The 26,999-nt window shown below is 31.4% G+C and carries 26 protein-coding genes, 1 pseudogene and 2 riboswitches; of the genes and pseudogenes, 18 read left to right on the forward strand and 9 right to left on the reverse strand.

Annotated features, from left to right (window positions below; genetic code table 11):
• Positions 1-408: 408 nt before the first annotated feature.
• A complete protein-coding gene (locus ACTYBU_RS17640; protein ID WP_445491721.1) occupies positions 409-756 on the reverse strand; it encodes a hypothetical protein in 348 nt (115 codons plus the stop codon).
• A 151-nt stretch (positions 757-907) separates the two neighbouring features.
• Positions 908-1,516: a LysE family translocator gene (locus tag ACTYBU_RS17645; RefSeq protein WP_445491722.1), complete on the reverse strand. Its 609-nt coding sequence runs from the start codon at positions 1,514-1,516 to the stop codon at positions 908-910.
• Positions 1,517-1,637: 121 nt separating this feature from the next.
• Between ACTYBU_RS17645 and ACTYBU_RS17650 the strand changes: the two genes are divergently transcribed.
• Together ACTYBU_RS17650 and ACTYBU_RS17655 are read left to right on the forward strand one after the other, a co-directional pair.
• The gene (locus ACTYBU_RS17650) at positions 1,638-1,937 is read left to right on the forward strand and encodes a VanZ family protein (RefSeq protein WP_445491724.1); all 300 of its coding nucleotides are present in this window, start codon (positions 1,638-1,640) and stop codon (positions 1,935-1,937) included.
• 393 nt (positions 1,938-2,330) lie between these two features.
• A complete protein-coding gene (locus ACTYBU_RS17655; protein ID WP_445491725.1) occupies positions 2,331-2,678 on the forward strand; it encodes a hypothetical protein in 348 nt (115 codons plus the stop codon).
• 27 nt (positions 2,679-2,705) lie between these two features.
• On the opposite strand, the gene ACTYBU_RS17660 is transcribed toward ACTYBU_RS17655, so the two are convergent.
• Positions 2,706-2,990, reverse strand: a complete 285-nt coding sequence (locus ACTYBU_RS17660) for a hypothetical protein (RefSeq protein WP_445491727.1) — start codon at positions 2,988-2,990, stop codon at positions 2,706-2,708.
• Between the two features lie 252 nt (positions 2,991-3,242).
• Between ACTYBU_RS17660 and ACTYBU_RS17665 the strand changes: the two genes are divergently transcribed.
• The 5 genes from ACTYBU_RS17665 to ACTYBU_RS17685 all read left to right on the forward strand — a co-directional run bounded on the left by ACTYBU_RS17665 (position 3,243) and on the right by ACTYBU_RS17685 (position 7,803).
• Positions 3,243-3,470 carry a hypothetical protein gene (locus tag ACTYBU_RS17665; protein WP_445491728.1) on the forward strand — a complete coding sequence of 76 codons (228 nt, stop codon included), beginning with the start codon at positions 3,243-3,245 and terminating at the stop codon, positions 3,468-3,470.
• A gap of 496 nt (positions 3,471-3,966) precedes the next feature.
• A complete protein-coding gene (locus ACTYBU_RS17670) occupies positions 3,967-4,236 on the forward strand; it encodes a CD3324 family protein (protein ID WP_445491730.1) in 270 nt (89 codons plus the stop codon).
• 297 nt (positions 4,237-4,533) lie between these two features.
• Positions 4,534-5,184 carry a FusB/FusC family EF-G-binding protein gene (locus tag ACTYBU_RS17675; RefSeq protein WP_445491732.1) on the forward strand — a complete coding sequence of 217 codons (651 nt, stop codon included), beginning with the start codon at positions 4,534-4,536 and terminating at the stop codon, positions 5,182-5,184.
• Positions 5,181-5,447 carry a hypothetical protein gene (locus tag ACTYBU_RS17680; protein ID WP_445491733.1) on the forward strand — a complete coding sequence of 89 codons (267 nt, stop codon included), beginning with the start codon at positions 5,181-5,183 and terminating at the stop codon, positions 5,445-5,447. Before ACTYBU_RS17675 ends, ACTYBU_RS17680 begins: the two co-directional genes overlap by 4 nt.
• Positions 5,448-6,177: 730 nt before the next feature.
• Positions 6,178-7,803 carry a M4 family metallopeptidase gene (locus ACTYBU_RS17685; RefSeq protein WP_445491735.1) on the forward strand — a complete coding sequence of 542 codons (1,626 nt, stop codon included), beginning with the start codon at positions 6,178-6,180 and terminating at the stop codon, positions 7,801-7,803.
• A gap of 347 nt (positions 7,804-8,150) precedes the next feature.
• Here the strand turns inward: ACTYBU_RS17685 and ACTYBU_RS17690 are convergent, their stop codons facing one another.
• The 5 genes from ACTYBU_RS17690 to ACTYBU_RS17710 all read right to left on the reverse strand — a co-directional run bounded on the left by ACTYBU_RS17690 (position 8,151) and on the right by ACTYBU_RS17710 (position 12,865).
• Positions 8,151-8,309 carry a hypothetical protein gene (locus ACTYBU_RS17690; protein WP_445491736.1) on the reverse strand — a complete coding sequence of 53 codons (159 nt, stop codon included), beginning with the start codon at positions 8,307-8,309 and terminating at the stop codon, positions 8,151-8,153.
• Positions 8,310-8,342: 33 nt separating this feature from the next.
• Complete coding sequence (locus ACTYBU_RS17695; RefSeq protein WP_445491737.1) at positions 8,343-9,365, reverse strand: acyltransferase family protein; 1,023 nt, start codon at positions 9,363-9,365, stop codon at positions 8,343-8,345.
• 710 nt (positions 9,366-10,075) lie between these two features.
• Positions 10,076-11,377 (reverse strand): hypothetical protein, encoded by a 1,302-nt coding sequence (locus ACTYBU_RS17700; protein ID WP_445491739.1) that lies wholly within the window; start codon positions 11,375-11,377, stop codon positions 10,076-10,078.
• A gap of 190 nt (positions 11,378-11,567) precedes the next feature.
• Positions 11,568-12,086, reverse strand: coding sequence for a serine O-acetyltransferase (locus ACTYBU_RS17705; RefSeq protein WP_445491741.1), 519 nt, complete (start codon positions 12,084-12,086; stop codon positions 11,568-11,570).
• A gap of 647 nt (positions 12,087-12,733) precedes the next feature.
• On the reverse strand, positions 12,734-12,865 hold the full coding sequence (locus ACTYBU_RS17710) for an anti-repressor SinI family protein (RefSeq protein ID WP_445491742.1): 132 nt from the start codon (positions 12,863-12,865) through the stop codon (positions 12,734-12,736).
• 31 nt (positions 12,866-12,896) lie between these two features.
• A riboswitch (cyclic di-GMP riboswitch) is annotated at positions 12,897-12,981 on the reverse strand.
• Positions 12,982-13,531: 550 nt separating this feature from the next.
• Positions 13,532-13,616, forward strand: a riboswitch (cyclic di-GMP riboswitch).
• Between the two features lie 40 nt (positions 13,617-13,656).
• Here ACTYBU_RS17710 and ACTYBU_RS17715 point away from each other — a divergent pair.
• Positions 13,657-13,800 carry a hypothetical protein gene (locus ACTYBU_RS17715; RefSeq protein ID WP_445491744.1) on the forward strand — a complete coding sequence of 48 codons (144 nt, stop codon included), beginning with the start codon at positions 13,657-13,659 and terminating at the stop codon, positions 13,798-13,800.
• Between the two features lie 1,196 nt (positions 13,801-14,996).
• Here ACTYBU_RS17715 and ACTYBU_RS17720 read toward each other — a convergent pair.
• Positions 14,997-15,782 (reverse strand): hypothetical protein, encoded by a 786-nt coding sequence (locus ACTYBU_RS17720; RefSeq protein ID WP_445491746.1) that lies wholly within the window; start codon positions 15,780-15,782, stop codon positions 14,997-14,999.
• 234 nt (positions 15,783-16,016) lie between these two features.
• On the opposite strand from ACTYBU_RS17720, the gene ACTYBU_RS17725 reads away from it, so the two are divergent.
• From ACTYBU_RS17725 to ACTYBU_RS17770, 10 genes and pseudogenes are all read left to right on the forward strand, one after another.
• Positions 16,017-16,757, forward strand: coding sequence for a YveK family protein (locus tag ACTYBU_RS17725; protein WP_445491748.1), 741 nt, complete (start codon positions 16,017-16,019; stop codon positions 16,755-16,757).
• Positions 16,758-16,809: 52 nt separating this feature from the next.
• Entirely contained in the window at positions 16,810-17,451 is a 642-nt protein-coding gene (locus ACTYBU_RS17730; protein WP_445491830.1) for a CpsD/CapB family tyrosine-protein kinase, read from the forward strand.
• Positions 17,452-17,571: 120 nt separating this feature from the next.
• A pseudogene (locus ACTYBU_RS17735) lies at positions 17,572-18,325 on the forward strand (tyrosine-protein phosphatase).
• 425 nt (positions 18,326-18,750) lie between these two features.
• Positions 18,751-19,392 (forward strand): sugar transferase, encoded by a 642-nt coding sequence (locus tag ACTYBU_RS17740; protein WP_445491832.1) that lies wholly within the window; start codon positions 18,751-18,753, stop codon positions 19,390-19,392.
• Positions 19,393-19,510: 118 nt separating this feature from the next.
• A complete protein-coding gene (locus ACTYBU_RS17745) occupies positions 19,511-20,524 on the forward strand; it encodes a glycosyltransferase family 4 protein (protein ID WP_445491749.1) in 1,014 nt (337 codons plus the stop codon).
• A 52-nt stretch (positions 20,525-20,576) separates the two neighbouring features.
• A complete protein-coding gene (locus ACTYBU_RS17750) occupies positions 20,577-21,668 on the forward strand; it encodes a glycosyltransferase family 4 protein (RefSeq protein ID WP_445491751.1) in 1,092 nt (363 codons plus the stop codon).
• 269 nt (positions 21,669-21,937) lie between these two features.
• Entirely contained in the window at positions 21,938-23,026 is a 1,089-nt protein-coding gene (locus tag ACTYBU_RS17755) for a glycosyltransferase family 4 protein (protein WP_445491753.1), read from the forward strand.
• A complete protein-coding gene (locus tag ACTYBU_RS17760) occupies positions 23,023-24,168 on the forward strand; it encodes a glycosyltransferase family 4 protein (RefSeq protein WP_445491754.1) in 1,146 nt (381 codons plus the stop codon). Before ACTYBU_RS17755 ends, ACTYBU_RS17760 begins: the two co-directional genes overlap by 4 nt.
• A 13-nt stretch (positions 24,169-24,181) precedes the next feature.
• Positions 24,182-25,558, forward strand: a complete 1,377-nt coding sequence (locus ACTYBU_RS17765; RefSeq protein WP_445491756.1) for a sugar phosphate nucleotidyltransferase — start codon at positions 24,182-24,184, stop codon at positions 25,556-25,558.
• A gap of 154 nt (positions 25,559-25,712) precedes the next feature.
• Positions 25,713-26,996: a cellulase family glycosylhydrolase gene (locus ACTYBU_RS17770; protein ID WP_445491757.1), complete on the forward strand. Its 1,284-nt coding sequence runs from the start codon at positions 25,713-25,715 to the stop codon at positions 26,994-26,996.
• Positions 26,997-26,999: the final 3 nt, after the last annotated feature.

The following is a 26,999-nucleotide window of genomic DNA, read 5'->3' on the forward strand; positions in this document are numbered from 1 at the left end:
GGGGAAATTAGTAGGGAAATTTGGCCAATAAATGATGTTCAAATAGTGAATTAAGCGGAATGAAACTGATAGAAATTGCATTCGCAAAAAAGAGAAGAAATTTCGCAAAAAAACCTAATTTTTCGCAAAAAAAATAAAATTTCCGCAAAAATGCTGGGGATTTCGCAAAATTCTTTTTCTTTTTATCCTCTCTAGGTATCTTTTTCCACAATCTAGATAAAAACACACTATCTAGAAGATAGTGCAAAGACGTTTATCCCACTCTTAACGGGCAGTAAGACCCCCACCTCGGGGATGCTGAGGAATCTAGGAAGCTAGGTGGGGGATAACTGCCCGTAAAGGTCCGATAAGTTCAACTAACCATCAGTGGGGGATGAAGAAAACCCCCCACTGATGGAAAGGTTCACTTTATGTCATTCGTAAATCTCTTTTCATTTCTTCATATTCGCGTTTAGAATGATTACCATCTATATGGTGAATATGGCTTTCTAATTCTTCTAGTTTTAAAACGAAAACAGGATGAAGTTCTGTTGTATTCGCTTTTCCATACATACAGTTGGTATAAAAGATTAATTGAGAAGCGATAAAATCATCATTTGTTTCTAGTATGGCATCTAGCATATGAGGGATATACTCAAATGCTTCCATACTGCTTTTATTATCTATTAATCTATCAAAGGAATGAGCTAGATAGAACTCATCTTCCTTTATTTTTTCAACCCAGTTTTCCAAAATACTTTCCATGTCTTTATGCATAACGAAAACTCCTTGTATCTATTAGTTATACTTAAAATCGTCCAACTTTTTGGTTTTTTATATACAAAATAGTTTACAATGTTTTGACCTGTAGTTTTCTCTCCATTTTAAACCAACCATCTTTATTAATATAGTACAAATAAAAGCATACTTAACGAATTACCATCAAGATTGCTGCGCCGATCATCATTGTACCGGCTAATCGATCAAGATGTATCTTAAACTTCGGGGAAGAGAACATTTTTTTCGCAGCTGCTCCTATCAAACTATACCCGATCATAATAATAAGCATCATACAAACAATGATGAAACACAGTATCATATAGCTGTTCCATGTGACATTAGAGGCATCTACTACACCTGGAAGGAGTGCTATATAAAAAACAATCGCAATAGGGTTAGAAAGAGTCAATGCAAGACCCAGCCCTACTTCGATAGTCCAATTTATGGGGTTTGGATTTTTTTTTATTTCAAAAGCTCTACTAGCATTTCTCCATTTTTTTATGCCGAGCCATAATAGATAGGCTGTTCCAACATATTTTAATACCACGAATAGAGGCCCAAGTATTTCCGCCAAGGCAGTTAAACCAAGAAGGGCTGCTGTTAGCATGATTAATTTTCCCATAATAATGCCGAAAGCAAGAGGCAAGCTTGCAAAAAGTCTGCCAGACAAAGCTCTAGATAAAATTCCTAACGTTTCTGGCCCAGGTGCTGCTGCAGAAGCTGCAAAGGCTAAAGCAAAAATCGTGTATTCCGTCATAATCAAAACCCCCGATTAAAATCTATTCTAGATTTATACTAAAAAATGTTGTTTTCACTCTATGGTATATGGTGAGTGATAGAACAGTTGAATCACATTAGAACAGATTAATTTTCAATTGATGGGAAATATAAAAATATTTTCCGGTGATAAACCAGCCAATAAACTATATAACTCCGTGGGGGTTAAGACATATGGGATAGATAAGAAAGCAATAAATAGAAGAAAAGTTCAAAAAGGTGAAATGGGAAAACAAATTGTGAGAAACAGCGCCCATTTAAGTTATTATTTTGTTTTGATCATATTATTTATCCTTTGGATAATAGACGTTTTCTTTATTTGCAGCGGGAAGAACTATACTTTGTTTATCGCCTTATGCATCGCTTATGCGCATATCCAATCATTCAATTTTTCTCTTTGAAGAAATATATTTAATCCATCATTACGGCTAGAAAAAGCATTCCGAAGAGTGCTTTTTCTTTTTGGCTGTTTTCTCAAAGCTTGTTGCTTTTAAAGAGATATAATAAAAAGGAAAAATTTGAGACTTCTCCAATTAACATACGTCTATTATAAAGAGGAGGAGATAACTTTGAAAAATATTAAACATTTAGTTGCTTTTCTTGGAATAATTTCAATTTTTATCCCACTCTTAACGGGCAGTAAAACCCCCACCTCGGGGATGCTGAGAAATCGAGGAAGCTAGGTGGGGGATAACTGCCCGTAAAGATCCGATAAGTTTAACTAACCATCAGTGGGGGATGAACAAAACCCCCACTGATGGAAGGATCACTTTATAGCAGGTTGTTCAAACGTAATGGAAGATGAAGAACAAAATATAGAAGTTCAAAAGAGTAGTAGTGATGAAAATAAATATAAAGACTTCAAAGAAATTACTAATAATGAGCAAGTTAAAAAAGTGAAAGAGATAATAGACGATATTGATTGGGAAAATGCAAAAGTAGATATGGTACGACCTGCAGATTACAGATTTGTATTTCAATTTAAAAATCCTGAAATTGAAGCAAAAGCGGTGTTATATGAACTTTGGATAAGTCCAAATAAAGATAAAGTGGAACTTGTAATAGATGCTGAAAGTAAATATATTCAATTGGACAAAAATAAGTCATCAGAACTATTTGAAATACTTGATGGCGGAAAATAGGAGTAATCATAAATGACATTGCCTTTCTTATGAAAAATTAAGGAATAACAATGGAATCCCCAAACCTGCTACCCATAGCATCGGTACTAAATTAAGAATAATGGCAACTCGCTTGCTGCGTTCTCGAAGAAACCAGGCAAAAATGGAGCATAAGATGACAGCAATTGGATATAAACCAATTCCTATAACAAAAGCAACGTTAAAGAAGTTAACACCACCGTCAAAACTCATAAAGGATAAACCAAAAATAACAAGCCAAGGCACGATGCAAATCAAATAAAAAATTTGGCTGATCACTAAAAATTTTAGCATATTATTCCCCCTCGAGATTAAGCTTACATACCATTATATTCGATATCTCCATTATAAATGCTGGGGAATCAAAACGCTGTATTAACGGGAAGTATTTTTATTTAAGATAGGGATAATATGTATGTGTCGGTTATGGGGAACCAGAAGAAGTTCCTATTGGTTTAATCTCATCAAATTCCCTTCGAGTTGACTGCCTTAATTTTGGTTATAATATAAAATACAGCTATGTTCATAAAGGGGAGAGTATTTAAAATGCTAGATGAGAAAAATTTAGTTTTTGTTTATAAATATTCGAACGAAGAAAATGATTTAATTGCAGTTACAAACGAAATAATTGGTTATGATTATAAGTTAGCTAGTATTGATGATTTAGATATAGGAGATGATTTAGATACAGGAGTAAAATGGGCTGAAATGGTAATTGTTAAGGAAGGTTCATATAAATGGGATTCTCTAAAGAAAGATTACATAAAAATTTAGCCTTCTAGTGGTTCGTGGCATTCTTTACAATCAAAGGCAGCAAACTTTCCTTGTAGTATGGTCTTGGAACCAATTGATAAAGTGAACCTTTCCATCAGTGGGGGTTTTCTTCATCCCCCACTGATGGTTAGTTGAACTTATCGGACCTTTACGGGCAAGTTTCAACACCTAGCTTCTTCGTTTCCTCAGCATCCCCGAGGTGGGGGTCTTACTGCCCGTTAAGAGTGGGATAAAAAAACTCCATTAAAAACAAGAGGCTAAAACTATTCAATTGAATGATAAATTTTGCTATAATTTCAAATTAAAGGGGGTGCTTACAGGTGGACAATCACGTAAAATTGTCTGGTACTACTTCCACTCATGCAAAGCCTATTATTAGAAAGGCGATACTTTGCATGGGGCGAAACATTTAATTTTTTATCGCTGAACAAGCTTTTCTAATATTTTGGCTTTGCACCTTATTTTTTTCAAAATCAAAATAAGGGGGCGGGCAAAATTGAAATATATGAATGCAAATAAAGTTTTACCTGAGAAGCTACTCGTAGAAATCCAAAAGTATGTTCAAGGGGAAACCCTTTATATTCCTAAGCAGGAAACGGAGTATCGGAAATGGGGAACTTCAAGTGGAGGAAGACGGCTGCTTGACCGCCGTAATGCTGCTATTAGAAATTCTTTTATTAGTGGCACCAGTATCCATCAGCTAGCCGAGGAATATTACCTTTCAACGGAAACCATTAAGAAAATTGTTTATTCACATAAAAAGTAGGCGAACAGCACTGGTGAAACTTCTTCATCCGTGCTGTTTTTATCCCACTCTTAACGGGCAGTAAAACCCCCACCTCGGGGATGCTGAGAGATCGTGGAAGCTAGGTGGGGGATAACTGCCCGTAAAGGTCCGATAAGTGCAACTAACCATCAGTGGGGGAGGAGGAAAAACCCCCACTGATGGAAGTTTACTTTATGTAAAAAACGTTTCTAAGTCATTTTATCTATTTTAGAGGTTTGCTGCATTGTTTAAAATAAGTGTAACGAGCCGGCAGCAAAATGATTGGAGATATACGTGATGACCAAAAAATTTATTAAAAATGAACAGTTGAATTTTATCAAAAAACAGATTGCTTTAATTAAGGACAGCACCAAAAAGAACGTACCCCAAAACGTGTTGGCTGCTGTGATCGACTTAGCCAATGCCAAAATCTTCGACCTCTTTCCAAATGTATCCTTGGAACAACAAGAAATGCTGGATCTTTCCAGATTGAAAACAGATAAAGAGTATGAGCTATATATCCAGCTTCTGTCGGACTATTTGCTGTCCTTTCCAAAAATCACCGAGCAGCAGCTGAAAAAAATGTTTCCGAAACATAAAAAATTAAAGCTGCCTGATTTATCAAATATAGACCACAGCCAGCTGACCTATTTAAGCTGGAACGACCTAAGATCCAATAAAAAATTTATAGTATATGAGCTAGAGGGAAAAATGGTCGGCATTGAATGTGAATTTGCACCGACTAGTAAAAAAAACCTTTGTTCCTTCTGTAATTGTTTTGGTGAGGTTGCTTATTTTTCTACCGTTACAAAAGCAAAAAAATCTAAAAATCCAGATTATTATAAGTCCATCGGCAATCTTATTTGCGCCGATAGCAGCGAATGCAATAAAAAAATAACCAATGTCGAATATTTAACCACTTTTCTAAAAGACTCACTAGAAATGTGAAAAATTCACAAAGTGAAGGTCAATCATTTGCTTCCTATTTAATTCACGTATCGAATGAAGAATCCAACGAATTAAAATTTATGATTGTTACTAATCAAGAAAATGAGATTGCTAAAATAGAATTAGGTGTAAATGAACAGGTAATAGAACAGGAGTTAAAAGTGAATTACAAGTCTGTTTATTGGATTTATTTTAAAAATGCTGGAAATCTTACCTATAAATTCAAGCGTTTTGATAAAGACGGTAATCTTATTAGAGATTAATTAACTATATGTACTTTTTTGTCTGTGAGAAAACTAACTATTTCTTCAACTAAAGGGTGCTTTCCTTGAAGAAGATCAGCTGTTTTTTTAAAAATAAAAGGAGAGTTTAATTTAAGAAGGAATTGCTAAGCAAAAGAAGAATAAATAAATTACAATTTAATGGCAGCTATTTTTTAAAAAAAATATATGTAACCGCTTTTTAGTCTTAGAAAAGGAGCATGGAATTCATTTTCCATGCTCCTTTCTTTTAGTATAAATACAAAAGCCAAGAAGTTTTTCTAATATTGTATAAATATAGATATAAAATATATAAAAATAATTTATTTTGTGTAAAAATAGAACTTTTTTCATTTGTGTAGGAAAGGGTGAAGATGAATGGAATAAATCTTATTTAAAAACTAGTTTAGAAATCTAGCTAGTTCTTTTTTTTGTTGTGAAAAACATCTCTTGTATTTCCTTATAAAAAAGCTAGTTTAATAAAAGTGTTTTTGATTATTTCCCGAGATAAAAAAGATTTAAATTAGGTAAAAAGAAGTAATTTCATTAATTTTTGTAATTTTCTCTCATTTATAGAAGGACTATCAAGTTGGTATCGTGAATTATTCTATTAATGTAAATAGAAAGAGAGGTGTTATTTCAATAAAGTTATTACTAGTTTAGTAGTGTAATGTTACAGAGGGGAAAGAAAATCAAAAAATACTCAAATAGGAAATGGAGAAGGAGATGTAAAATGAAAAAAAGGTTAGTAGCAAGTACAGTTTTGTCTCTTGGTCTTATGGTTTCGGTGTTGCCTCAATCCAATGCATTGGCTGCGAAGAACGTCTTGAGTGTGGAGAAATATAATAAGGAAAAAGATTCCCTGGAATTCAATGCTGGAAACTTAAGCGAAGCTTCCACACAAACCGCAGAAACGATCTTATTTGATTATTTTGATAAAAATAAGAAGTCCTATAAGCTTGGAACGAAAAAAGCAAAGGATTCTTTTAAGATAGAGAAAAAAAGCAAAGATGATTTAGGGAATACGGTGGTAAAGCTGCAGCAAATATTTGAAGGGGTTCCGGTATTTGGTTCTACACAGTCTGCTGTTATCAACGACAAAGGCGAGTTGAATGTAGTGTCTGGTACAGTAGTTGCTGATTTAGAGGACAAGCTTAGCGGCAAAGCCAATAAAGGAATAAAGGCAAAAGAAGCGATTGATATAGCACAGAAAGATTTAGGGTTTACTCCTACATATGAAGAGACACCCAAGTCTGACCTAGTTGTATTTACAGCCAATGATCAAGCGGATTATGCATATAAAGTAAATCTAAACTTTTTAGATCCAAAGCCAGGAAATTACTATTATTTTGTTTCTGCTCAGACTGGAGAAATTTTAAATAAATATAATACATTGGATGAAGTGACGGGGACAAATGCAGTAGGATCCGGCACTGGTTTAACAAATAATACGGTATCATTAAACACTACGTTATCGAGCGGCGTCTATTATCTTCAAGACAATACGAGAGGGAATGGAATTTTTACCTATAATGGACAAAATAGAAACAGACTGCCGGGAGCGCTTTGGGCAGATGCGGATAATGTGTTCAAGACTGCCTTTGATGCTCCGGCGGTAGACGCCCATAATTACGCAGGTGAAACGTATGACTATTACAAAAATACGTTTAATCGCAATTCCTATGATGGACTAGGAGCTAGTTTGAAATCAACCGTGCATTATAGTAAAAATTATAATAATGCATTCTGGAATGGAACCCAAATGGTATATGGCGACGGAGACGGCTATAATTTTATCCCGTTATCCGGCGGACTGGATGTAGTAGCCCATGAATTAACACATGCAGTCACTTCTTCAGAATCTGATCTAATCTATCAATATGAATCTGGCGCTCTTAATGAAGCCATTTCGGATATTTTTGGAACAGTAGTAGAATACAAGTATCAAGCGTCTAAAGCAGACTATGATATTGGCGAGGATATTTATACACCAACTATTGCAGGAGATGCCCTTCGCTCCATGTCTGATCCTGCAAAATATGGAGATCCTGACCATTATTCGAAACGATATACGGGAACCTCTGATAATGGTGGAGTTCATACAAACAGCGGGATTATCAACAAAGCTGCTTATTTAATTGGAGCCGGCGGTACTCATTATGGGATAACTGTACAAGGAATTGGGGTAGATAAGTTAGGTGCGATTTTCTATCGGGCAAATACTACTTACTTAACTTCGTCCGCTACCTTCTCACAAGCAAAAGCAGCATTAGTCCAATCAGCAGCAGATTTATACGGCGCATCTAGTTTGGAAAAAACAACGGTTGCAAATGCCTTTAGTGCGGTAGGAGTGAATTAATTTTATAAAAGGAATAGAGGAAAGCGTCCTATATGTTGGACGCTTTTTTCGTCTTATTCCATTAAGGAGGATCATTTTGTCATTCACCGCTTTCCTCCCCTTTTGTACTTTAAAGCACTGGGGGTCAGGCACCTTATAAAGGCGCATTTCATTTTAATTCTGCTCCCTATTTTCAAACAATCTCAACAGATAAAGGCAGCTAATAATAAGCACCGGGATGCCAATGATAAGGTATAGGATTGTTTTAGGCATGAACATATCATAGAAATAGGTAAAAAGAACTGCCCAAGTGAATAATGTTAAATACTTAAGTGTTTTTTTCAAGATAGATGATACCTCACTAAGTGTTAATATATGTTTATATATCCATTTTTTAGTTTTTTTACTCTTTTGTCAATTTGTTTTAGCATCTTTTCTCCTGTATCCAAGTAATCTGAAGCAATAGTGGCATTTTCAATTAGGTGCACAACTTCCGGCAAAAAAACAACAAAGACGAAAAGTGCCATGTATTGCTCCACTCTTCGTCTTTGAAACTCTTATTATATGAAGTTAATAAACTTCCTTCTAAGGAATATCGGCTTTCCTAAAAACAACACTTTTGTAATCGTATATTTTTCACTAATCTTATAAAAAATCAGCGGAACAACTAGTCCAATTAACGTAAACAGCAACCAATGGTAACTGTCCCACTCCAAGGCAACTATTCGATTAAAAGGCATGTGCAAGTACATGATTGGCATCGTCACTTTCCCGAGATTGGCAAAGACATTGACGCTTGGTATTTTTGCCAACCAATAGCAAATCAGTAGTAGTGTGAAACTAAAGGTTACTGGAATAAGTAAGTCTAATACCACATTCGTATAACCATGATTTTTCATATCTAGTGTATATTCGAATAAGTTTAAATGCTCCCCTAGCAATAATAAGGTGAAAACACCTAGAATAGCGAGAGCTACAGAATAACTTTTGAACAAGTGTTTTGCGTATTGTTTGACATACCAGCCGATCGCAACATACGCAAGCGCAAGCAAAGATACATCTGCATTTAAAGGAAAAGCAAAATCCTCAGGGACCAAGCTTGCTTCAATATGAGCCAGTACATAGCACAGTACAATAATGGATATCCTGCTTTTATGCGATTTAAAAAACAAAAGAATAGCCGCAAATAAGATCTGTGTAAAGAGTAGGCAAGTAATGAACCAAAACACAGTAAAATATCCAGTTAGCACTTGTCCGCCATAAAGAAGATCCTTAAAATCCTGGAAAGTATCTATTAATGTAAATTCATTCGTAATTATTTTGGTAAATGTATAAAGCGTGAAAAGGAATATGCCAAAAGAGAAATAAGGGATCATTAATCGTTTGGTAAACTTTTTAAGCCAAACCAAAAAGTCCGTTGTATTTGAAATTTCTTTGAACGTATAGCCGCTCAAAATAAAGAATAAAGGCATGTGAAACCAAAAAAAGTAATGCTGGGCAATATCATTGCTTGTATGCCCCATGATAACAAGAATGATTCCTATCCCTTTTGCAACATCAATCCACGTTTCTCGTTTATTCATGCTAGTAACAACTCCTTTGGATTGCTAACTAACAGTCTAACAAAGGATCGCAAAAAAGGAAAAAAGACGAAAAAGGAGGAAGGGAAGATAATCCTATTGCTCATGGATAAAATTAGGAAGTTTAATGTCGATGTTACTATTAGAGAGATTAAGCTATAAGAAATAACTAGCCAAAATGACACTAGTTAGGCTAGTCTTTTTGAAGTAATTTTGTGAAAAATGATGGTAAGAATGGGAGGGAATTTGTATATGGTTTCGTAGGAAGAAGAAAAAGGATGGTGGAATCTCTCAGTACAAGCGTTTAGAATAAAATGTTTTTTTGATATTTCGCAATGAAAAGAGGTTGTTGATTGGAAAAACTTAAAAAAGGAAAAAATGGTATTTATTCATAATAATAATCTTAGTTTTTATAAATATAGCTGCTTGTCTATTCAAGTTTATACGTAGATTTCGATCATCTTGAATAACATTAATACCACTATTTAATTTTGCGATTGTTATGTTGCATATCCAAGGGAATAATCCATTCCGAAGTCTTTATTGGGGTGATTTATTGTGGTGGATTTGGTTTTATCACTATTTACATTGATAAGGTTTTTTAGTGCAATTTTCATTCCTCCTTGCCTATAAAAAAAGCACTTCATAACGAAGTGCTTGATTGTCCTATGATTCTAATTTTCATTTAATTGCATTTATTTTAATATATTTTTTTAACTGATTTCTAAATTGTTTTTATATAGAGGCTTTTCCTGCCTAATACTCAATGTATCCTTTAAAGATAGATTACTATATTCGCCTAATATTAATCCAATTACTGACATTAATAATACTGATTCAATAAAGTCTGTTGTAGCCCCAAATATTAATACTAAAAGTATTAGAGAAAATGATAAATAAGATTTATCATTGCTATCTTTATTAAATAGAATAACCTTTAGCATAAATAGTACAATTAATAATGTAATAGTTCCAATTGATACATAAAGGTAAACAAACAAATTATCAGCGAACGCATATCTAGTCATTTCTCCAAATTTTTGCGCAGTTCCTATCCCACCGATTCCTCTACCGAAGTATCCATTTGCAATTGAACCATCAAGTAATTGTACTGCTAGTGGCCAAGTTGATGTTATTCTCATACCGTAACTTGTAAATAAATATTGATAAATAAAACTACTATTTGTAAAGTCTAATTTAAAATTTTTCATGAAAATTGACAATGCAGGTGGAACAATACAATAAGCTAAAGCAACTAACATGGAAAATTTCGTAACTAACTGAAACCAAGGGCTGTATTTATGCAGTTTAAAGGACAAAGTAATAATTAATAAAAATAGGATATAAATATACGCTGATTTAAAAGTAGTTAGGTAAATGCAGTATAAACCTATTAATAATATTAAAATGTCATATATATTAAATTTTTGTTTAATTCCAACGAATATGGTAGTGAATCTAAAGAGAATCAAAAGTGAAAGAATTGTACCACTATCAACACTAGACGCTTGAAATCCAGCTAATCTTTCGATTCCGAAAGCATTCCATTGACGACTAACTTCTCTTTCTAGACCTCCTATGCTAAACACCAGACTAGACCAAGGTAATGTTAAAAATTTATCTAAAACTATACCAATTGCTACAAGAGGAACTAAAATTCTATACCACATAACAAAATTAATTTTAGGTTTAAAGTTAACGATGTACAAATATAAAGAAAGTAAAGGAATCACTGCCTTTATTCCAAAAATAATCTGAATGATTGGGAGATTATTTAATATCCCTATAAGAGTACAAAACAATAATATTATGAGTATTAAGGCAAACTTTGTATAAATAATGTTATTTTTTAGCATATTTATTAAGCAAATTAATAGCACTATTACCGGAATAATGTTTTTAGCAAAAACTATTAAGGAAGATGCTCCAACAAAAGAAACAAGATATTGAATTAATGCGCTAAAAACATAGGTTAAAAAAAAGATTAAAATTAAATAGTCTGCAAATCGTTTCATTCATATCACCACAACCCATTTTTACCTTCATTTTACTTTTATGATATTGGATAAGCAATATCTAATAATATCCCTATAAAAATTTTGGAATCCCAATTAACCAAAATCTCACTCATAAATATTATTCTGAGGTGAGATTTGTATATTAAAATGCTACCCTGCTATATTCATAATTAAAGCATAGTGCATATTAACTTATTCCAAGTTTTTCTCCTTTTTCTTTGTTAATAATAGTAGCAGATGGTGAAATTGCAGTAGATCCGCTGGGAACATCCTTTACTACAATAGCATTTGCACCAATCTTAACGTTATCACCTATTGTTATTTTACCGAGAATTTTTGCTCCAACCCCTATTAATACATTATTTCCTATTATTGGAGTATTTCCTTGGCCAATAGCTCCTATTGTAACTTGATGAATAATATACGCATTTTCACCTATTATTACCTCTGGGTTGATAATAACACCTTTTCCTCCATGCGCAATGACAAGACCTTTTCCGATTTTGCATTTTGCTGGTATTTCCACCCCGATAATCGTTGTGAGAAAAATTAAATCTACTATTTTATATAATAAATATAATAATTCTCGTATTATGGGGACCTTCATTTGATAATAGACCCAATTTCCATACCTATAAACCAGTATTACTAGTTTTGATAGCAAATTATCATTTTTAGATAATTCGAAACTTAAACTCTTTAGCAAGAAGTTCCCCCCTATCGCTAGCTGTTTTTACGATATACTATATAACATTATAGCAATAAATGGTTTTATATGTTAGAAGATTTAAAAAAATTTTAATCAGTAAGATATACATCAAAAATCAATAGACTTGTACCTCCTTCTATTAAATTAATTTTATTGAAGTTTATGCATAGTCTTGTTACGCTCTTCCGATGCTAAAAGAACGTGCTATGTATCTATACAGTATAGTACATAGTATACAGGATACACTACAACACATTGTTTATATCAGGTGCTTTGATACTTGCTCTTAATGGGTTATAGAAATAATTCGTTCTCCAATCGTTCTTGGAGAACGATTGGAGAACGAATTATTAGTCATAAGGCTTATAAAACAAATGGTGTAAAGGTGTTTTTTGTATTAGCAACGTTTTTTTTAAAATGTAAATCCTTCATTGGATAAAACTATCACAAGTATAAACTACAGCTTTATAGCTATGATGCAAGTATGCCATTATAACGGGTATACACCAAGTTTGACAACTAAACGAAGGATTTCACATAAACTCTCTTGTTATGCTCTGATTGTTGATAGCTCGCTCTACTCCAAAAACCAATTGTTTTTATTTCCCTTGATTACAGCATATAGTTGCTCTAAAACAAAAAAACTACTCATTTCTAAATCGTTTTTGAAGAAAGTCTCTAACGTCTTCAATAGGTATGCCAATTTGCAGTGCTTCCAAAATTAATTCTGCCCATTCCTTGTCTAGTCCATTTTCATCAACAAAAATAGAAAACATTATAAACGTCCCCCTAAAATAACTTAATATTTCAGGCAGCACAGCCGTCGTAGTTAAACAACCTTAGACCTGCAGCTTTGCGTCCTACTCTTTCGAAGAGTTTGCCTTTATCTATGTATATTAATTTAAATATACTTTAATTTAGTAAAATGATAAATAAAAATATTCTGACTTTTTACGACAAATTTTATAAAGTATATATAAATAAAAAAAGGTCTTATATTAACAAATTATTATCGTTAATATGGGACCTTGCTTCTTAATTGATCCAAATTTTTTTCATGTTTTTTATTCCGTTTCCTTCTCTTTAGCACTTACTTTTCATTTTTAACAGTGCCTATTACTCTTTCGAGCGTTTTGTTTTTTAAATCATCTCTTTTCACCATCTTAAACAACCTCCTTTAATGGTTTATTATTATATAGACGGTTTAACAGAAAATAAACCTTTAGGATATTTCTCAAATGATAGCTATTAAAGTTTTCATTTAAAGGCAAAAGATTTTGTAGGTTTTTTATGTTTAGGTAGACAAAGGAGAAATAAATTAAAGTATAAAACAAATAAAATATATAAAATCTGAATATTCTGATTAATATGCATGTTTACTTGTTATTATTATCTGTGTCTATGGTACTATGTAAGTAACAATAAATTATAGAAAAATTACTCGTACGAAAAGGCAACATCATTGAAAGATGGTGTCGCAAAACTATAGGGGCTAAGGTCTATCTACTATGCTTGCCAGGTGCCGAATAATTACATAACCTCTCTACGATTACTTTAGGAGGGGAAAATGAACAGAAAAAATAAAAGAAAAAATGCTACCAGAAGGAAATGCGGCTACTTAACGACAAAGGAACAAAAAGTTGTTGCCTACTACAAGATGAAAAGAGTAGATGCAAAGCAAAGGGTAACTGTGATGAATGATGGAAAATGAGCATAAGAGCATATTGAAAGGTTGTTTTTCAGGATTAGTTATTACCATACCATTATGGATTATTGCTATTGTAATTATTGCTAAATTATTATAAAGGGCACTCGTTAGATGTGTCCTTTATATATCACAATTTGCATTTAATAGGTCATTGTCTACTCCTTCTTGTTAAAAAACAGGAAAGACTTTAATAATACCCCTTCCTATTTTGCACTCTAATCACCCCATCCATGAAAGCATCTGTATCCCCAATTAAAGAACTTAATTTCATTTCTACTCGCTTTCCCGTCTTTTAAGAAAATTCCTCTTTATAACTGGCATCATGCAATAATAAATATCCTCTAGCCAATATAATTTGTTGCTTCAAACTTTCTCTTAATTGGTTTGAAAGATTACATTACACTCTCATAATTTTGGTACAGCAAATCCTCAAAACGTTCTCATCTCCCTTATTCCCCAAAAAAACTATAGTTGAACTTACAATGAAATTAATAAAATAATTAATCATTTTTTTTGTGTAGTACTTTTTCTTATTTATCATCCTAATGATCTGACAACATAACTAAGTAAGGGATTTTTAGAAACAAAATTGAAAGAGAATTTGGATCAAGTTATGGGATGTTAAATACTGAATGCATATATAATAGAAGAAACTCGGAACCGGTTCCCTAAAAACTTATAAAATTGAAACATTAACTTTTATAATCTGTGAAAAAGAAGTAATAATATTCTTTAATGAAAAATCAAATCTGTCCAAAAAGTTAATAAGATAGTTTGGTGTTTTCATGATTATCCATACAAATTAAGAACAACTATAAAAAACGAATAGGCATAGTGAGAAAAAGTATATATAATGGAAGAAACTCGGAACCGGTTCCTTTAGAAGGCTAAAAATAATTGAATATTTATCTTTAATAATCAGTATTAATCATATTATTTGATGAAAATTAAATCTTTCCAACAAGTTAATTTTAATTATAAAAAACAATTTTAGTTTATGAATCTAAAAGGAAGTTGAATTAAAATCCAAAAAGAGATATATAATAGAAGAAACTTGGTATCGCTTACATTTTAATAAAGCTAAAATTCTTGAAAATAATCGGTTTTTCCCTATTTACGTTTAGAAAAGTTGGTGATATGATAAATGTACGTTATAAAGAACGATAATTGTGAAAAAAAAGAACGAGCAATACCGCCCGTTATTCTTTTACTAAAAAGTTAGTAATATAGTCGCTCCAAACTTCATATCCTTTTTCAGTAATAACACCCGATTTAGTTACATAATTTAATAAGTCTTCATTATCACCAGCAGGCCAGCTTTCTAAATGATTGAGGTAAGGGATATGGTGTTTTTCTGAATAGGTTTGTAATGCATCTACCTGTAATGGGAAAAGATTGGCATGATAAACTTGGTTAGGCGGCTGCAGCACAAAAGTTGCATTTGGAAGCTCTTGTTGTGTATCACTTATAACGTTAGAAATATTGGAAAGAGATTCATCCATACCAACAACATTATTATCATTCAAAGTAAAAGGCTCAAAAATAATCATGTCTGGTTTTTTCTGAATTAAATTTGCTACTTCATCATTTTCCACATACTCCGTAGAAGTTCCATCATACACTATGCTTTCAATCGTTACATATCGATCATAAGACGAAGCTAGTTTTTCTTTTATGATCGGCAATAAGCCAGTTTTATTATCACCAATTGCTTCAGAACCTAATAGCAAAATATGATAGTTTTGATTCTTTTGTAGCTTTGCTTCCAACTGCTTCTTTGCATTTTTTGGCCAAGCATCAGTAATACTCAAATAATAATCTAAACTGAAAGGGGTGCCCGAACTAGTTGGGACAGTATTCTTTTTATAGTTTTCTGTTTTTTTAATTGGAGACGGACTTGATTGCTGTTTTCCCCATAGTATATTTCCAAAAATTAAAACAATAGCTAGAATAATAGCAAGTAAAGAAATGATGATTGCTTTCATTGTATCCTCCTATAATAAATTAGTTTAATCAATTCAAGTGAATAATAGAAAAACAAAGTAATTACATAGGAAATTTTAACCTTTATAAAAAAATTGCTGTTAAAAATGTAAAAAACTTGCTAAAGTAGAAATCAAAGAGAAAACTTTTCTACTAAAATTATGACAAGTCTAGACAATTTTAGCAATCCTTTATAATATAATGTGTATGTTTTTAATTTTTTTTAGGAGGAAATCATGGAAGAAACTATTAGCTTAAAAGAACTAGTTCAGACAGTAAAGAAAAGGTTAGCAATGATCATCTCCGTTACATTGATTGCAATGATTATAAGCGGAGTAATTAGTTACTTTGTTTTAACTCCAGAATATAAATCATCAACCCAAATTCTTGTGAATCAAGCAAAAGATGACCAATCTATTTACAATTACAATGAAGTACAAACAAATATTCAGTTAATAAATACATATAGTGTAATTATTAAAAGTGCAGCTATTTTAAATAGTGTTAAAAGTGACCTGAATCTAAATTTAAGCGTAGATGAATTAAATGACAAAGTTACTGTTGAGAGTACACAGAATTCGCAAATTATGACAGTTTCAGTTACAGATTCAGACCCAGCACTCGCGTTAGAAATTGCAAATACAACCGCAGCAGTATTTGAAAAAGAAATTAAAAAATTAATGAAAGTAGATAATGTAAGTATTCTTCCACTTGCTAATGATCAAGAAAATCAATCTCCAGTAAGTCCGAATCCTCCAATAAATATTGCAATTGCAGCAGTAATTGGATTAATGATTGGTGTGGGTCTTGCATTTTTATTAGAATACCTAGACAATACAGTGAAAACAGAACAAGATATTGAAAGTTTATTAGAATTGCCGGTATTAGGAGCGATTACAACAATTGATGAAAGCAAAGAAGCAAAGTTAAAAACGAGTAGTGGCAGAAGCAGGGGTGATTTGGTTGGCAGCAAATAATAAAGTCAGTAAAAAAAGATTACTAGACAGTAAAAGAAAACTTATTACAAAAATGGATCCGAAATCTCCTATATCTGAGCAGTACCGCACGATTCGTACGAATATTCTGTTTTCTAGTGTGGATGAGGAAATTCGAACTTTAATGGTTACATCATCAGGTCCAGGAGAAGGAAAATCAACAACCGCTGCGAACATAGCGGTAGTTTTTGCCCAACAAGGAAAAACAGTACTTTTAGTAGATGCAGATTTAAGAAAACCAACTGTACATTATACGTTTAATTTGCTTAATACTTCAGGATTAACATCTGTGTTAACGAATCAAACCGCGCTTAAGGAAGCAGTTCATGTCAATGATGAGAAGAATTTATATGTTCTGCCAAGTGGACCGATTCCACCGAATCCATCTGAATTACTAGGATCAAGGGCAATGCAACATTTTATGGATCAGGCGTTAGAAGAGTTTGATATTGTATTATTTGACACTCCCCCAGTGCTTGCGGTTACAGATGCACAAATTTTGGCAAATGTGTGCCAAGGGACATTGCTGGTGGTAAGCAGTGGTTATACCGAAAAAGATTCCTTACTAAAAACAAAAGAACTTTTGTCTGCTGCAAACGGAAAGATTCTAGGGGTTGTCTTAAACAATAAAAAACATGAAAAAAAAGGCAACTATTATTATTATGGAACAAATTAATATTATATTAAATTCACTAAATAAATCTATTTTATAGAAAGTTAATAGGGTGGTAATTTAATATTATTAGAGAGAAAAGGTTGTTAAACATTAGAAGAAAAGAGGAAGGGGTGTGTAGTAATGATTGATATTTATTGTCATATATTGCCTGGTGTAGATGACGGACCAACAACAATAGAAGAAAGTTTAGAAATGGCAAGGGAAGCAGTTCGCGAGGGTATTAAGACAATAATTGCCACACCTCATCATCACAATAATAAATATGAAAATGAAAAAGCATCGATTGTTCAAAATATGGAAATTTTCAATAAGCGATTACAAGATGAAAATATTTCGTTAAGTATCCTACCAAGAAGTACGAATATATGGAGATATAGTAGAAGGTTACCAAAATGGAGAAATATTAACTCTTTCTCATACTGATTATCTTTTTGTTGAATTTCCTTCTTTCTATGTTCAGAGATATGCTGAGAGATTATTGTATAATATTCAAACTGAGGGGATTATCCAATTATAGTTCATCCAGAACGGAATAAGGAATTGCAAGAAAATCCAGATCTTCTTTACAAATTAGTAAAGAATGGTGCTCTTTCTCAAGTAACTGCAGCAAGTATCGCTGGATATTTTGGGGAAATAATAAAAAAATTTTCTGAACAGCTAATTGACTATAACTTAACCCATTTTTTTGCTTCAGATGCACATAATACTTTCAGTTGAACATTCAAAATCAATGAGGCATATAACTTAATTGAGGAGCGATTCGTAATACAATATGCCTATTTATAGTAAATTCAGAATCGGTCAATGGAATAAAAACATTTTAGAAGAATTACCTCAACCAATTAAAAAGAAAAAGTTTTTTGGGATTTTTTAAATAATTATAAATTTAATATTAATATAGAAAGCTATAAAAAATATAATAAATTAAGTTAATCCATGTATTATAGTTATTAAAATTATATAAAGTAACATTGTAGTTTATTTCTTTACTATAGGTTATTCAAATAACAGGTTACTAGTATAATACTCACCAGTCATGCTTGAAAATATCACTTAAGAGAACATGTGTTAGTGAAAAAACCTTGAGATGCAAAAATAAGATAGTAGTAATATTAAAATAACCAGAATAGTAAAAATATATCTTATTTAAAGGGCGAATGCTTAAATTTGATTGATATAAAATTTATTTGTTATTCAATTATTCATAGTTTTCGAGGTGAAAGTACTAAAAGTGGAGGCGATCATATGAGTGGAAAAGTTTCTGAAAAAAGAATATTGACCCAAGTTCAATTAAATGATATGCAACCTGAATACAGAAAACTAAGCAATTTCTATCTAGCTACTAAAAGATCTATAGATATAATTGGTGCACTAATTGGTCTTATTATTACATCGCCTATTTTTTTAATTATTTGTATTTTATATTTATTTGGCGATAACAAGGGACCTATATTTTTTTGTCAAAAAAGAATAGGGAAAAATAGGAAGGAATTTAAAATTTATAAATTTCGATCCATGATTGTAAATGCAGAGGAAGTTTTAAAAAGCGATATTGACCTTTATAATAAGTATTTACAAAATAATTATAAATTAGAGCCAGATGAGGATCCGCGTATTACAAGAATAGGGAGATTTTTACGGGAGACTAGCTTAGATGAGTTACCTCAATTAATAAATGTTTTAAAAGGTGATATGAGTTTAGTCGGGCCTAGACCAGTTGTCAAAGAAGAATTAAAAGAATATAAGTTTCGTTTAAATGAGTTTCTAACAGTAAGACCAGGAGTTACGGGATATTGGCAAATTTGTGGACGTAGTGATGTAGGTTATCCAGAACGTGCAGATTTGGAATTTTATTATATTGATCATCAGAGTTTTAAATTAGATATGAAAATTTTATTAAATACTGTTTTACTTGTTATTGTTAGGAAAGGCGCATATTAAAATTAATAATAAAAAATCCCCTTTGTGCCCATTATTTCATAATTATCCAAAGTTTTTTAGGGTTTTATTTATGAGTAAAAAAATAAAAACATTACTATTTAGAAAGGGAGATTGAATCTTGGGATTATCAATAAATAAAGTTTTATGTTGTGGTTTTAACTTTCCACACCACTCGCATTCAAGTGGGTATCATCATATAGTGCCACTAATCTCAGATGAATATCTGAATGCTAATAGATATTTATTTGGAAATAGTGAGTTTGGCTCATTTAAGAGAAAAATTAATTTATTAATATATGACATATTAATCCCTTTTAAATATAAAGAACATCAATTAATCCATTATATATATCCGGAAAATCATCTGTTGGTTAGTGTTTCTAAAAAAAGAGTGAACGTTGCAACAGTCCATTTACCAGTAGAGTGGTTGGAAAAAAATAGTAAAAGAAGTTTTATTGGGGAATTAAGATATCATGCTTTTTTAAAGTTAGATGGTATTATTACACTAAGCCAAGATCAGGCAGATCTTCTTAAAGAATATTTACCTAATTCAAATATCAAGTTTATACCACATGGTATTAACGAGCTAACTTCCAAGCCTTTAAAAATACCAAAGGATAATTTTAAGATTGTAGTTATTGGATCAAATTTTAGAGATTACAATATAATATACAATCTGTTGAAGTTTATAGAATCGGAATCTAAAAATTGGGAAATTCATATGCTAGGTTTAGAGAAAAGTCGTATTTCAGAATTTAAAGATAATAAAAATGTGAAAGTTTATAAGTATTTAGAAGAAGATCAGTATATAAGTATTATAGAAAATAGCCATGTTCATTTATTACCTGTTACTTTTGCAACTGCTAATAATGCTTTATTAGAGGCTCATGCACTTGGAGTACCAACAGTTGCAACTAATTTGCAAGCTATTAAAGATTATGCTCTTTCAACTACTCGATTATTTGATTCTGAGCAAGAACTTATTAATGAACTTTTAGATGTTGAGAGAATGGACACTGATCAGTATAATATTCTAAGAGTAAATACACATAATGAATCGAAAAGGTTTTATTGGTCAAATATAAAAAAAGAAGTTATGGATTTTTATGAGGAAGTAAAAATGAATAAATAGTATAGTTATTTATTTAGAAGTATTTGTAATTATAATATATAAGGGGAATCCTATGAAAGTATTAATAGTTACTCAAGGAAAAATTGCTTCTGGAGCTGAAAAAATTACTAGTCTTTTATATGGTGAAAATAAAAATAAAACAGTTGTTTTAACAGGTAGTAAGCCTCAAGAGAAATACTTTAAAAAAGAAGATTTTAAGGTTAAATATATGGAAGGACTAGTTTCCCTTGAAAGAAAAAATTTTCGATTAAGCAAATTAATTGCAGTCATAAAATCTTTACCATACATGAGAAAATATATTAAAGAATATGCTCCTTCGTATATACATGTCAATAATATACCGTCTTTACTTTATGTTGTAATATCTACATATATGCTTAAAAAACACATTATTTTACATGTCCATGATTATTATTCTGAAGATCGATTAGTGAGAATAATAGCAAAATTATTAAGAAGACAAGTAACAAAAGTAATTTGTGTATCCAATGATGTAGCGAATGATCTAGTGAAATTGAATTATAACAAAAATAAAATAAAAGTAATTCATAATGGAATTGAGTTAAACCAATTACCAAGAAAAGTCGATCAAGATAAAATTGTTATAGGGTTTATAGGGGCTCTTGCTGAATGGAAGGGGTTACATATACTTTTTAAGTCTGCTATCAACTTAAGAGAATATAAAAAATTAGAATATTGGATAATAGGTCCATTTGTTGAAGATGGTTATGAAGACAAAGTTAGAGAAATTATAGGTGATTATCCAGAACTTAAAATTAATTTTTTGGGAAGTAGAACAGATATTCATAATCTATTATCAAGTATAGATCTTCTCGTACATTGCTCAATTAAAAGGGATCCTTTTCCAACAGTTGTTTTAGAAGGAATGCATGCAGGATGTACAGTGGTAGCCTCTGATAATAGTGGTGCAAAAGAAATAATTATTGATATGAGAAATGGGATACTTCATAAGGCAGGATCAGTAGAAAGTTTAACTAATAAACTTAAAGAGGTAATTAAAAATGACAGAATAAGGGCAAGTATTGGTAAAGAATCAAGAGAGTTTGCTAGGGAGCAATTATCTTTTATTTCTTTTAGAGAGTCTTTTTTTAAGATAGTGCAGGAATCTTTAGAGAAAAAATAATAAACATGAAAAGTTGTCTTAAATATATTAGATGAAAATATCAAGATTTTTTTGTATCATCATTAAATTATTTAAATAACAATAATATGTTGCCGAAATCCCTTTAAATTAATTGGCTTAATTTTACTATTTGGAAGTTGTTTCTTTTCAACTTTGCCACTTTGTTTACGTTTAGTTCTACAAGAAATTTTTATAGAATTAAGTACTATATTATTGTTGCCTGATGTTATTTTATTTTTTTCAAAACAAACTAGCTGAGGAGAATTCAAATGAAAAAAATAGGAATTGACCTGAGGATGGTTAATTCTTCAGGGATTGGAACCTATCTTAAAAATATTGTTCCGTATATTGTTAATCATTTTGGGCATGAAAGAATAGTTTTATTCGGAGACAAAGATGAAATCAGTAAGGCATTAAATTTTAAAAATATTAGGATAAATATTATTCAATTTGACAGTAAAATTTATTCATTAAAAGAACAATTGGATTTTATTAAATTAATTCCTAAAGAAATAGATATGTTCTGGTCACCACATTTCAATATTCCTATGTTTTATAAAGGTAAGCTATTAGTAACCATACATGATTTGTTTCATTTGGCAAACCCGGAATACATGCATGGATTATTAAGAAAAGTATATGTTAAATCGATATTCAGTAGAATATCAAGGAAAGCTAAAAAGATTATTTGTGTCTCAAATTTTACAAAGGATGAGTATAAAAGGCTAGTAAACAATGGTCAGCATAACTTGTATACTATTTATAATGGAGTCGATAAATTTTGGTTTCAAGAGTCTGAATCAAAAAGAGTGCATAGAAAACCTTATTTTTTATATGTTGGAAATATAAAGCCACATAAAAACTTAAAAAAATTAATTGAAGCCTTTGTTTTATTGAAAGATAAAGTAGAACATAACTTAATAATAATAGGAAAAAAAGAAGGTTTTATTACTGGTGATTCTGATGTAATAAATCAAGCAGAAATTTTAAGTGATAGAGTACATTTTACAGGATTTGTAGATGATGAAGAGTTAAAAAATTATGTAGAAAATGCAGAGGCTTTAGTTTTTCCATCCCTATATGAAGGGTTTGGTTTACCACCACTTGAATCTATGGCTTGTGGGTGTTCGGTTATCTCATCTAATAGGGCTTCTCTTCCGGAGATTTGTGGTGATGCAGCAATTTATATAGACCCAGTTAATTCTGTAGAAATTGCTGAAAAGATGCTTGAGTTAATAAAAGATGGTAACTTAAAAATTAAACTTAAGAAGAAGGGAATTGAAAGGGCACGGCTGTTTTCATGGGAAAACTGTGCTACTGAAACCATTAAAGTAATGGAAGAGGTGCTAATTAAATGAAAATAGCAATAGTAGTTGATTGGTTAGTAACGTATGCTGGTGCTGAAAAAGTACTAGAAGAAATGTTAAAAGTTTATCCAAAGGCAGATTTATTTAGTATTGTAGATTATATACCAGAAGGAAACAGACAATTTATATTAGATAAAAAAGTAACTACTTCATTGATTCAGAAACTACCATTATCAAAAAAAAAATATCGTAGCTATCTACCATTAATGCCTTTTGCAATAGAACAAATAGATGTATCAAAATATGATGTTGTAATTTCTAGTTCACATGCAGTTGCTAAGGGAGTAATTACTGGTCCTGATCAAGTTCATATATCTTATGTACATTCTCCAATTCGATATGCTTGGGATTTACAACATCAATATCTTAAGGAATCTGGTTTGAGTAAGGGTTTTAAAGGATTATTAGCTAAGATAATGCTTTATAAAATACGTGATTGGGATTATCGAACTGCAAATGGAATAGACTATTTTTTATCTAATTCGAACTTTATTGGTAGCCGTATATGGAAAGTCTATCGTAGAAATTCTGTCACCATGTATCCTCCAGTTGATGTTTCTGCATTTACATTGGGTGGAGAAAAAGAGGATTTTTATTTAACTGCATCAAGAATGGTACCTTACAAAAAGGTTAATATTATTGTAGAGGCTTTTAGCAAGATGCCAGATAAAAACCTAGTTGTTATAGGGGATGGACCTGACCTTGAAAAAATTAAAGCAAAAGCCACATCAAATGTCCTCTTTCTAGGATATCAATCTTTTGAAGTGTTAAGAGACCATATGCAACGTGCAAAAGCGTTTGTATTTGCAGCGGAAGAAGACTTTGGTATTACACCTGTAGAAGCACAAGCCTGTGGTACACCTGTGATAGCATATGGTAAAGGTGGTTCTTTAGAAACTGTTAATGGGTTAGATCACTCAAAAATTCCAACAGGTTTGTTTTTCTATGAACAAAGTGCTGAATCTATTATTGAAGCGATAAGAATTTTTGATGAAAAATATAATTTATTTAGTTCCGAAGCATGTCGTGAAAATGCGGTAAAGTTTTCTCCTGAGCGTTTTAGAAATGAATTTTCCACATTTGTAGAAGAAAAATTTCAAGAAAGTAAAAAAACGAAAAAAATTTTTCAGTAGAGGTGTAATTATTATGAAATTAGTTCTATTATCAGGTGGCTCTGGTAAAAGGTTGTGGCCACTCTCTAATGATGCACGTTCGAAACAATTTCTAAAAGTTTTAGAAGATGATAATAAGAAGTTGTACTCCATGGTACAACGTGTGTTTTCACAACTAAAAAAGGTTAATTTAGATCAATCTACTGTTATTGCAACAAGTAAAAGTCAAGTAGAAATGTTACAGAATCAACTGAACTTAGAAGTACCTCTTATTGTAGAGCCTTCAAGACGTGATACATTTCCTGCAATTGCACTAGCATCAGTTTATCTTTATTCTGAATTGAATATAGATTTAGAAGAAGTTGTGGGAGTGTTACCAGTAGATCCTTATGTTGACGATCATTTTTTTAAGAGGATTACAGATTTAGAAATGCTACTTGATGAGACAAATGCTGATATAGCATTGATGGGAGTTAAACCAACTTATCCATCTTCTAAATATGGATATATTGTTCCAAAAAATAGTCAAGAAACAAATAACTATATTAACGTCGCACATTTTTTGGAGAAACCAACACCTGATAAAGCAAAACTTCTTATTAATCAATCTGCACTGTGGAATTGTGGTGTATTCGCATTTAAATTAGGATATATCATATCTAAGGTTAAAGCACTTGGGTTACCTCTAGATTATCAGAAACTTTCAAATCAATTTGAAAAATTTCAGAAAATTAGTTTTGACTATGAGGTAGTAGAAAAAACAGCAAACATTGTTGCTTTACCTTATGAAGGTTATTGGAAAGATTTAGGAACTTGGAACACTCTTACAGAAGAAATGGGAACAAACTTGCTTGGTAAAGGGATTATAAGTGAGGATAGTACGAATGTACACTTAATTAATGAATTGGACATACCAGTTACTGTTTTGGGGAGTAATAATTTAATTGTTGCTGCTAGTCCAGATGGGATACTAGTATCTGATAAAGATGCAAGTCCGCGTATAAAAGAATTAATTGGACAATTTGATAACCGTCCTATGTATGAAGAACGTCGATGGGGTTGGTACAAAGTATTAGATTATACAAAATTTGAAGAGGGAATTGAAACGCTTACTAAACGCATCTGTATTAAAAAAGGTAAAAATTTAAGTTATCAACAACACTATCATCGTAGTGAGGTGTGGACAGTAATAAAAGGTTCAGGGGAATTCGTGTTAAATGATCAATTATTCCAAATAAATACGGGAGATGTTCTCGAAGTTCCGATCGCAGCTAAGCATGCAATTCGAGCTATTACTGAAATTGAAATCATTGAAGTGCAACGGGGTTCACAATTAATTGAAGAAGATATAATTAGGTTAGAAACTGATTGGAGTTGTATAATAGACTATTGTAAATCTATAAGGGTATAAGATTTTTTGATTAGTAAAAGAGGGAGTAGAATAATTATTTTACTTCCTTTTTAAATTAGAATGTTTTAAATATATATGTTTTTTGCAAATTAACTAAAGACTTAATATTCCTTTATAAACATGTTAATTAATTCGTAAAAAATTAGTTACTGGAGTGATAGTAATTAGTAGAGGAAAAAAGAAATTCATTAAAATTATATGTTCATTATTTCTTTTTGTTATTGCTTTAATACTAATTATCAATAATTATTTTAGTGAACAAGAGAATGAAAGACCTAAAAGTATTCTTAATCCATATGGAGTGAGCGTTCACTTTACAGGAAATCCAGTGGATCTAAAATTAATTAAGGATGCTGGATTAAAAACTGTAAGAATGGATATGCAATGGTCAACAATTGAAAAACAAAGAGGGGTATATGATTTCAGTAATACTGGTTATGATGAATTAGTAAATGGTTTAGAAGAAAATGGATTACGTCCTATGTTTATTCTAGCTTACAGTAATAGTTTATATGAAAATCAAAAATCAATTACTACTAAGGAAGGATTGGAGCATTTTGGTAAGTTTGTTTCAGCAGTAACGAATCGTTATAAAGAAAAAGATATAATTTGGGAAATTTGGAATGAGCCTAATATAGAAGGTTTTTGGAAGCCTAAACCAAATTATGAAGAATACTCAAAGTTAGTTGAAAATACTTCTAAAATTATAAAGAAGAATGATCCAACATCAATACTTGTCGCTCCAGCTTTAGCTGGTTTGAACGGTGAATCGTTAATGTGGTTTGAAGAATTATTAAAAAGAGATTTGTTGAAATATATTGATGCAATTACAGTTCATCCTTATCGTGCCAGTATGCCTGAAACAGTTACATCAGATTATAAGCAATTAAAAATGTTAATTTCGAAGTATTCTGATAAAAAAATTCAAATAATTTCTGGAGAATGGGGTTATTCAACAGGTAAGGGATGGAGTGGTTTAAATTTAAATGAATATGAACAGGCTGATTATGCTGTTAGAATGTTTCTTATTAATCAGTATAATAATATTCCTCTAAGCATTTGGTATGATTGGAAAAATGACGGTCTTGATCCAAATAACGGTGAGCATAATTTTGGATTGAGAAAAGAAAATGTATATAAACCAAAACAATCATATTTTGCGATAAAAAACTTAGAAAATATTCTATCCGGATACAAATTTTCTGAAAGAATTAGTTTAAATAATAATAATGATTATTTACTAATGTTCGAGAATAAAAAAGGTGAAAAGAAATATGTTGTATGGACTACAGACTCTCTCCATTCTATTAAATTGCCAGATGGAGTTGATGGCTCAATAATTACTATATACGGTGAAAAAATTGGAAATGTGCACAGTTCAAAAAAAGTTGAAATTGGAAATAGTCCAATTTATATCTTGGGAAGTGAAGATAATTAATAA

It is taken from the genome of Niallia sp. 03133, assembly GCF_052663225.1.

Bases quoted from the DNA above. Each gene is read 5' to 3' on its own strand.
- ACTYBU_RS17730 (WP_445491830.1), top strand. From the start codon at position 16,810: ATGGATCCGAAATCTCCTATATCTGAGCAGTACCGCACGATTCGTACG.
- ACTYBU_RS17655 (WP_445491725.1), top strand. From the start codon at position 2,331: ATGGAAGATGAAGAACAAAATATAGAAGTTCAAAAGAGTAGTAGTGAT.
- ACTYBU_RS17755 (WP_445491753.1), top strand. From the start codon at position 21,938: ATGAAAAAAATAGGAATTGACCTGAGGATGGTTAATTCTTCAGGGATT.
- ACTYBU_RS17690 (WP_445491736.1), bottom strand. From the start codon at position 8,309: ATGGCACTTTTCGTCTTTGTTGTTTTTTTGCCGGAAGTTGTGCACCTA.
- ACTYBU_RS17765 (WP_445491756.1), top strand. From the start codon at position 24,182: ATGAAATTAGTTCTATTATCAGGTGGCTCTGGTAAAAGGTTGTGGCCA.
- ACTYBU_RS17645 (WP_445491722.1), bottom strand. From the start codon at position 1,516: ATGACGGAATACACGATTTTTGCTTTAGCCTTTGCAGCTTCTGCAGCA.
- ACTYBU_RS17665 (WP_445491728.1), top strand. From the start codon at position 3,243: ATGCTAGATGAGAAAAATTTAGTTTTTGTTTATAAATATTCGAACGAA.
- ACTYBU_RS17695 (WP_445491737.1), bottom strand. From the start codon at position 9,365: ATGAATAAACGAGAAACGTGGATTGATGTTGCAAAAGGGATAGGAATC.
- ACTYBU_RS17685 (WP_445491735.1), top strand. From the start codon at position 6,178: ATGAAAAAAAGGTTAGTAGCAAGTACAGTTTTGTCTCTTGGTCTTATG.
- ACTYBU_RS17650 (WP_445491724.1), top strand. From the start codon at position 1,638: ATGGGAAATATAAAAATATTTTCCGGTGATAAACCAGCCAATAAACTA.
- ACTYBU_RS17700 (WP_445491739.1), bottom strand. From the start codon at position 11,377: ATGAAACGATTTGCAGACTATTTAATTTTAATCTTTTTTTTAACCTAT.
- ACTYBU_RS17725 (WP_445491748.1), top strand. From the start codon at position 16,017: ATGGAAGAAACTATTAGCTTAAAAGAACTAGTTCAGACAGTAAAGAAA.
- ACTYBU_RS17740 (WP_445491832.1), top strand. From the start codon at position 18,751: ATGCAACCTGAATACAGAAAACTAAGCAATTTCTATCTAGCTACTAAA.
- ACTYBU_RS17660 (WP_445491727.1), bottom strand. From the start codon at position 2,990: ATGCTAAAATTTTTAGTGATCAGCCAAATTTTTTATTTGATTTGCATC.
- ACTYBU_RS17715 (WP_445491744.1), top strand. From the start codon at position 13,657: ATGAACAGAAAAAATAAAAGAAAAAATGCTACCAGAAGGAAATGCGGC.
- ACTYBU_RS17640 (WP_445491721.1), bottom strand. From the start codon at position 756: ATGCATAAAGACATGGAAAGTATTTTGGAAAACTGGGTTGAAAAAATA.
- ACTYBU_RS17720 (WP_445491746.1), bottom strand. From the start codon at position 15,782: ATGAAAGCAATCATCATTTCTTTACTTGCTATTATTCTAGCTATTGTT.
- ACTYBU_RS17675 (WP_445491732.1), top strand. From the start codon at position 4,534: ATGACCAAAAAATTTATTAAAAATGAACAGTTGAATTTTATCAAAAAA.
- ACTYBU_RS17710 (WP_445491742.1), bottom strand. From the start codon at position 12,865: ATGTTTTCTATTTTTGTTGATGAAAATGGACTAGACAAGGAATGGGCA.
- ACTYBU_RS17760 (WP_445491754.1), top strand. From the start codon at position 23,023: ATGAAAATAGCAATAGTAGTTGATTGGTTAGTAACGTATGCTGGTGCT.
- ACTYBU_RS17750 (WP_445491751.1), top strand. From the start codon at position 20,577: ATGAAAGTATTAATAGTTACTCAAGGAAAAATTGCTTCTGGAGCTGAA.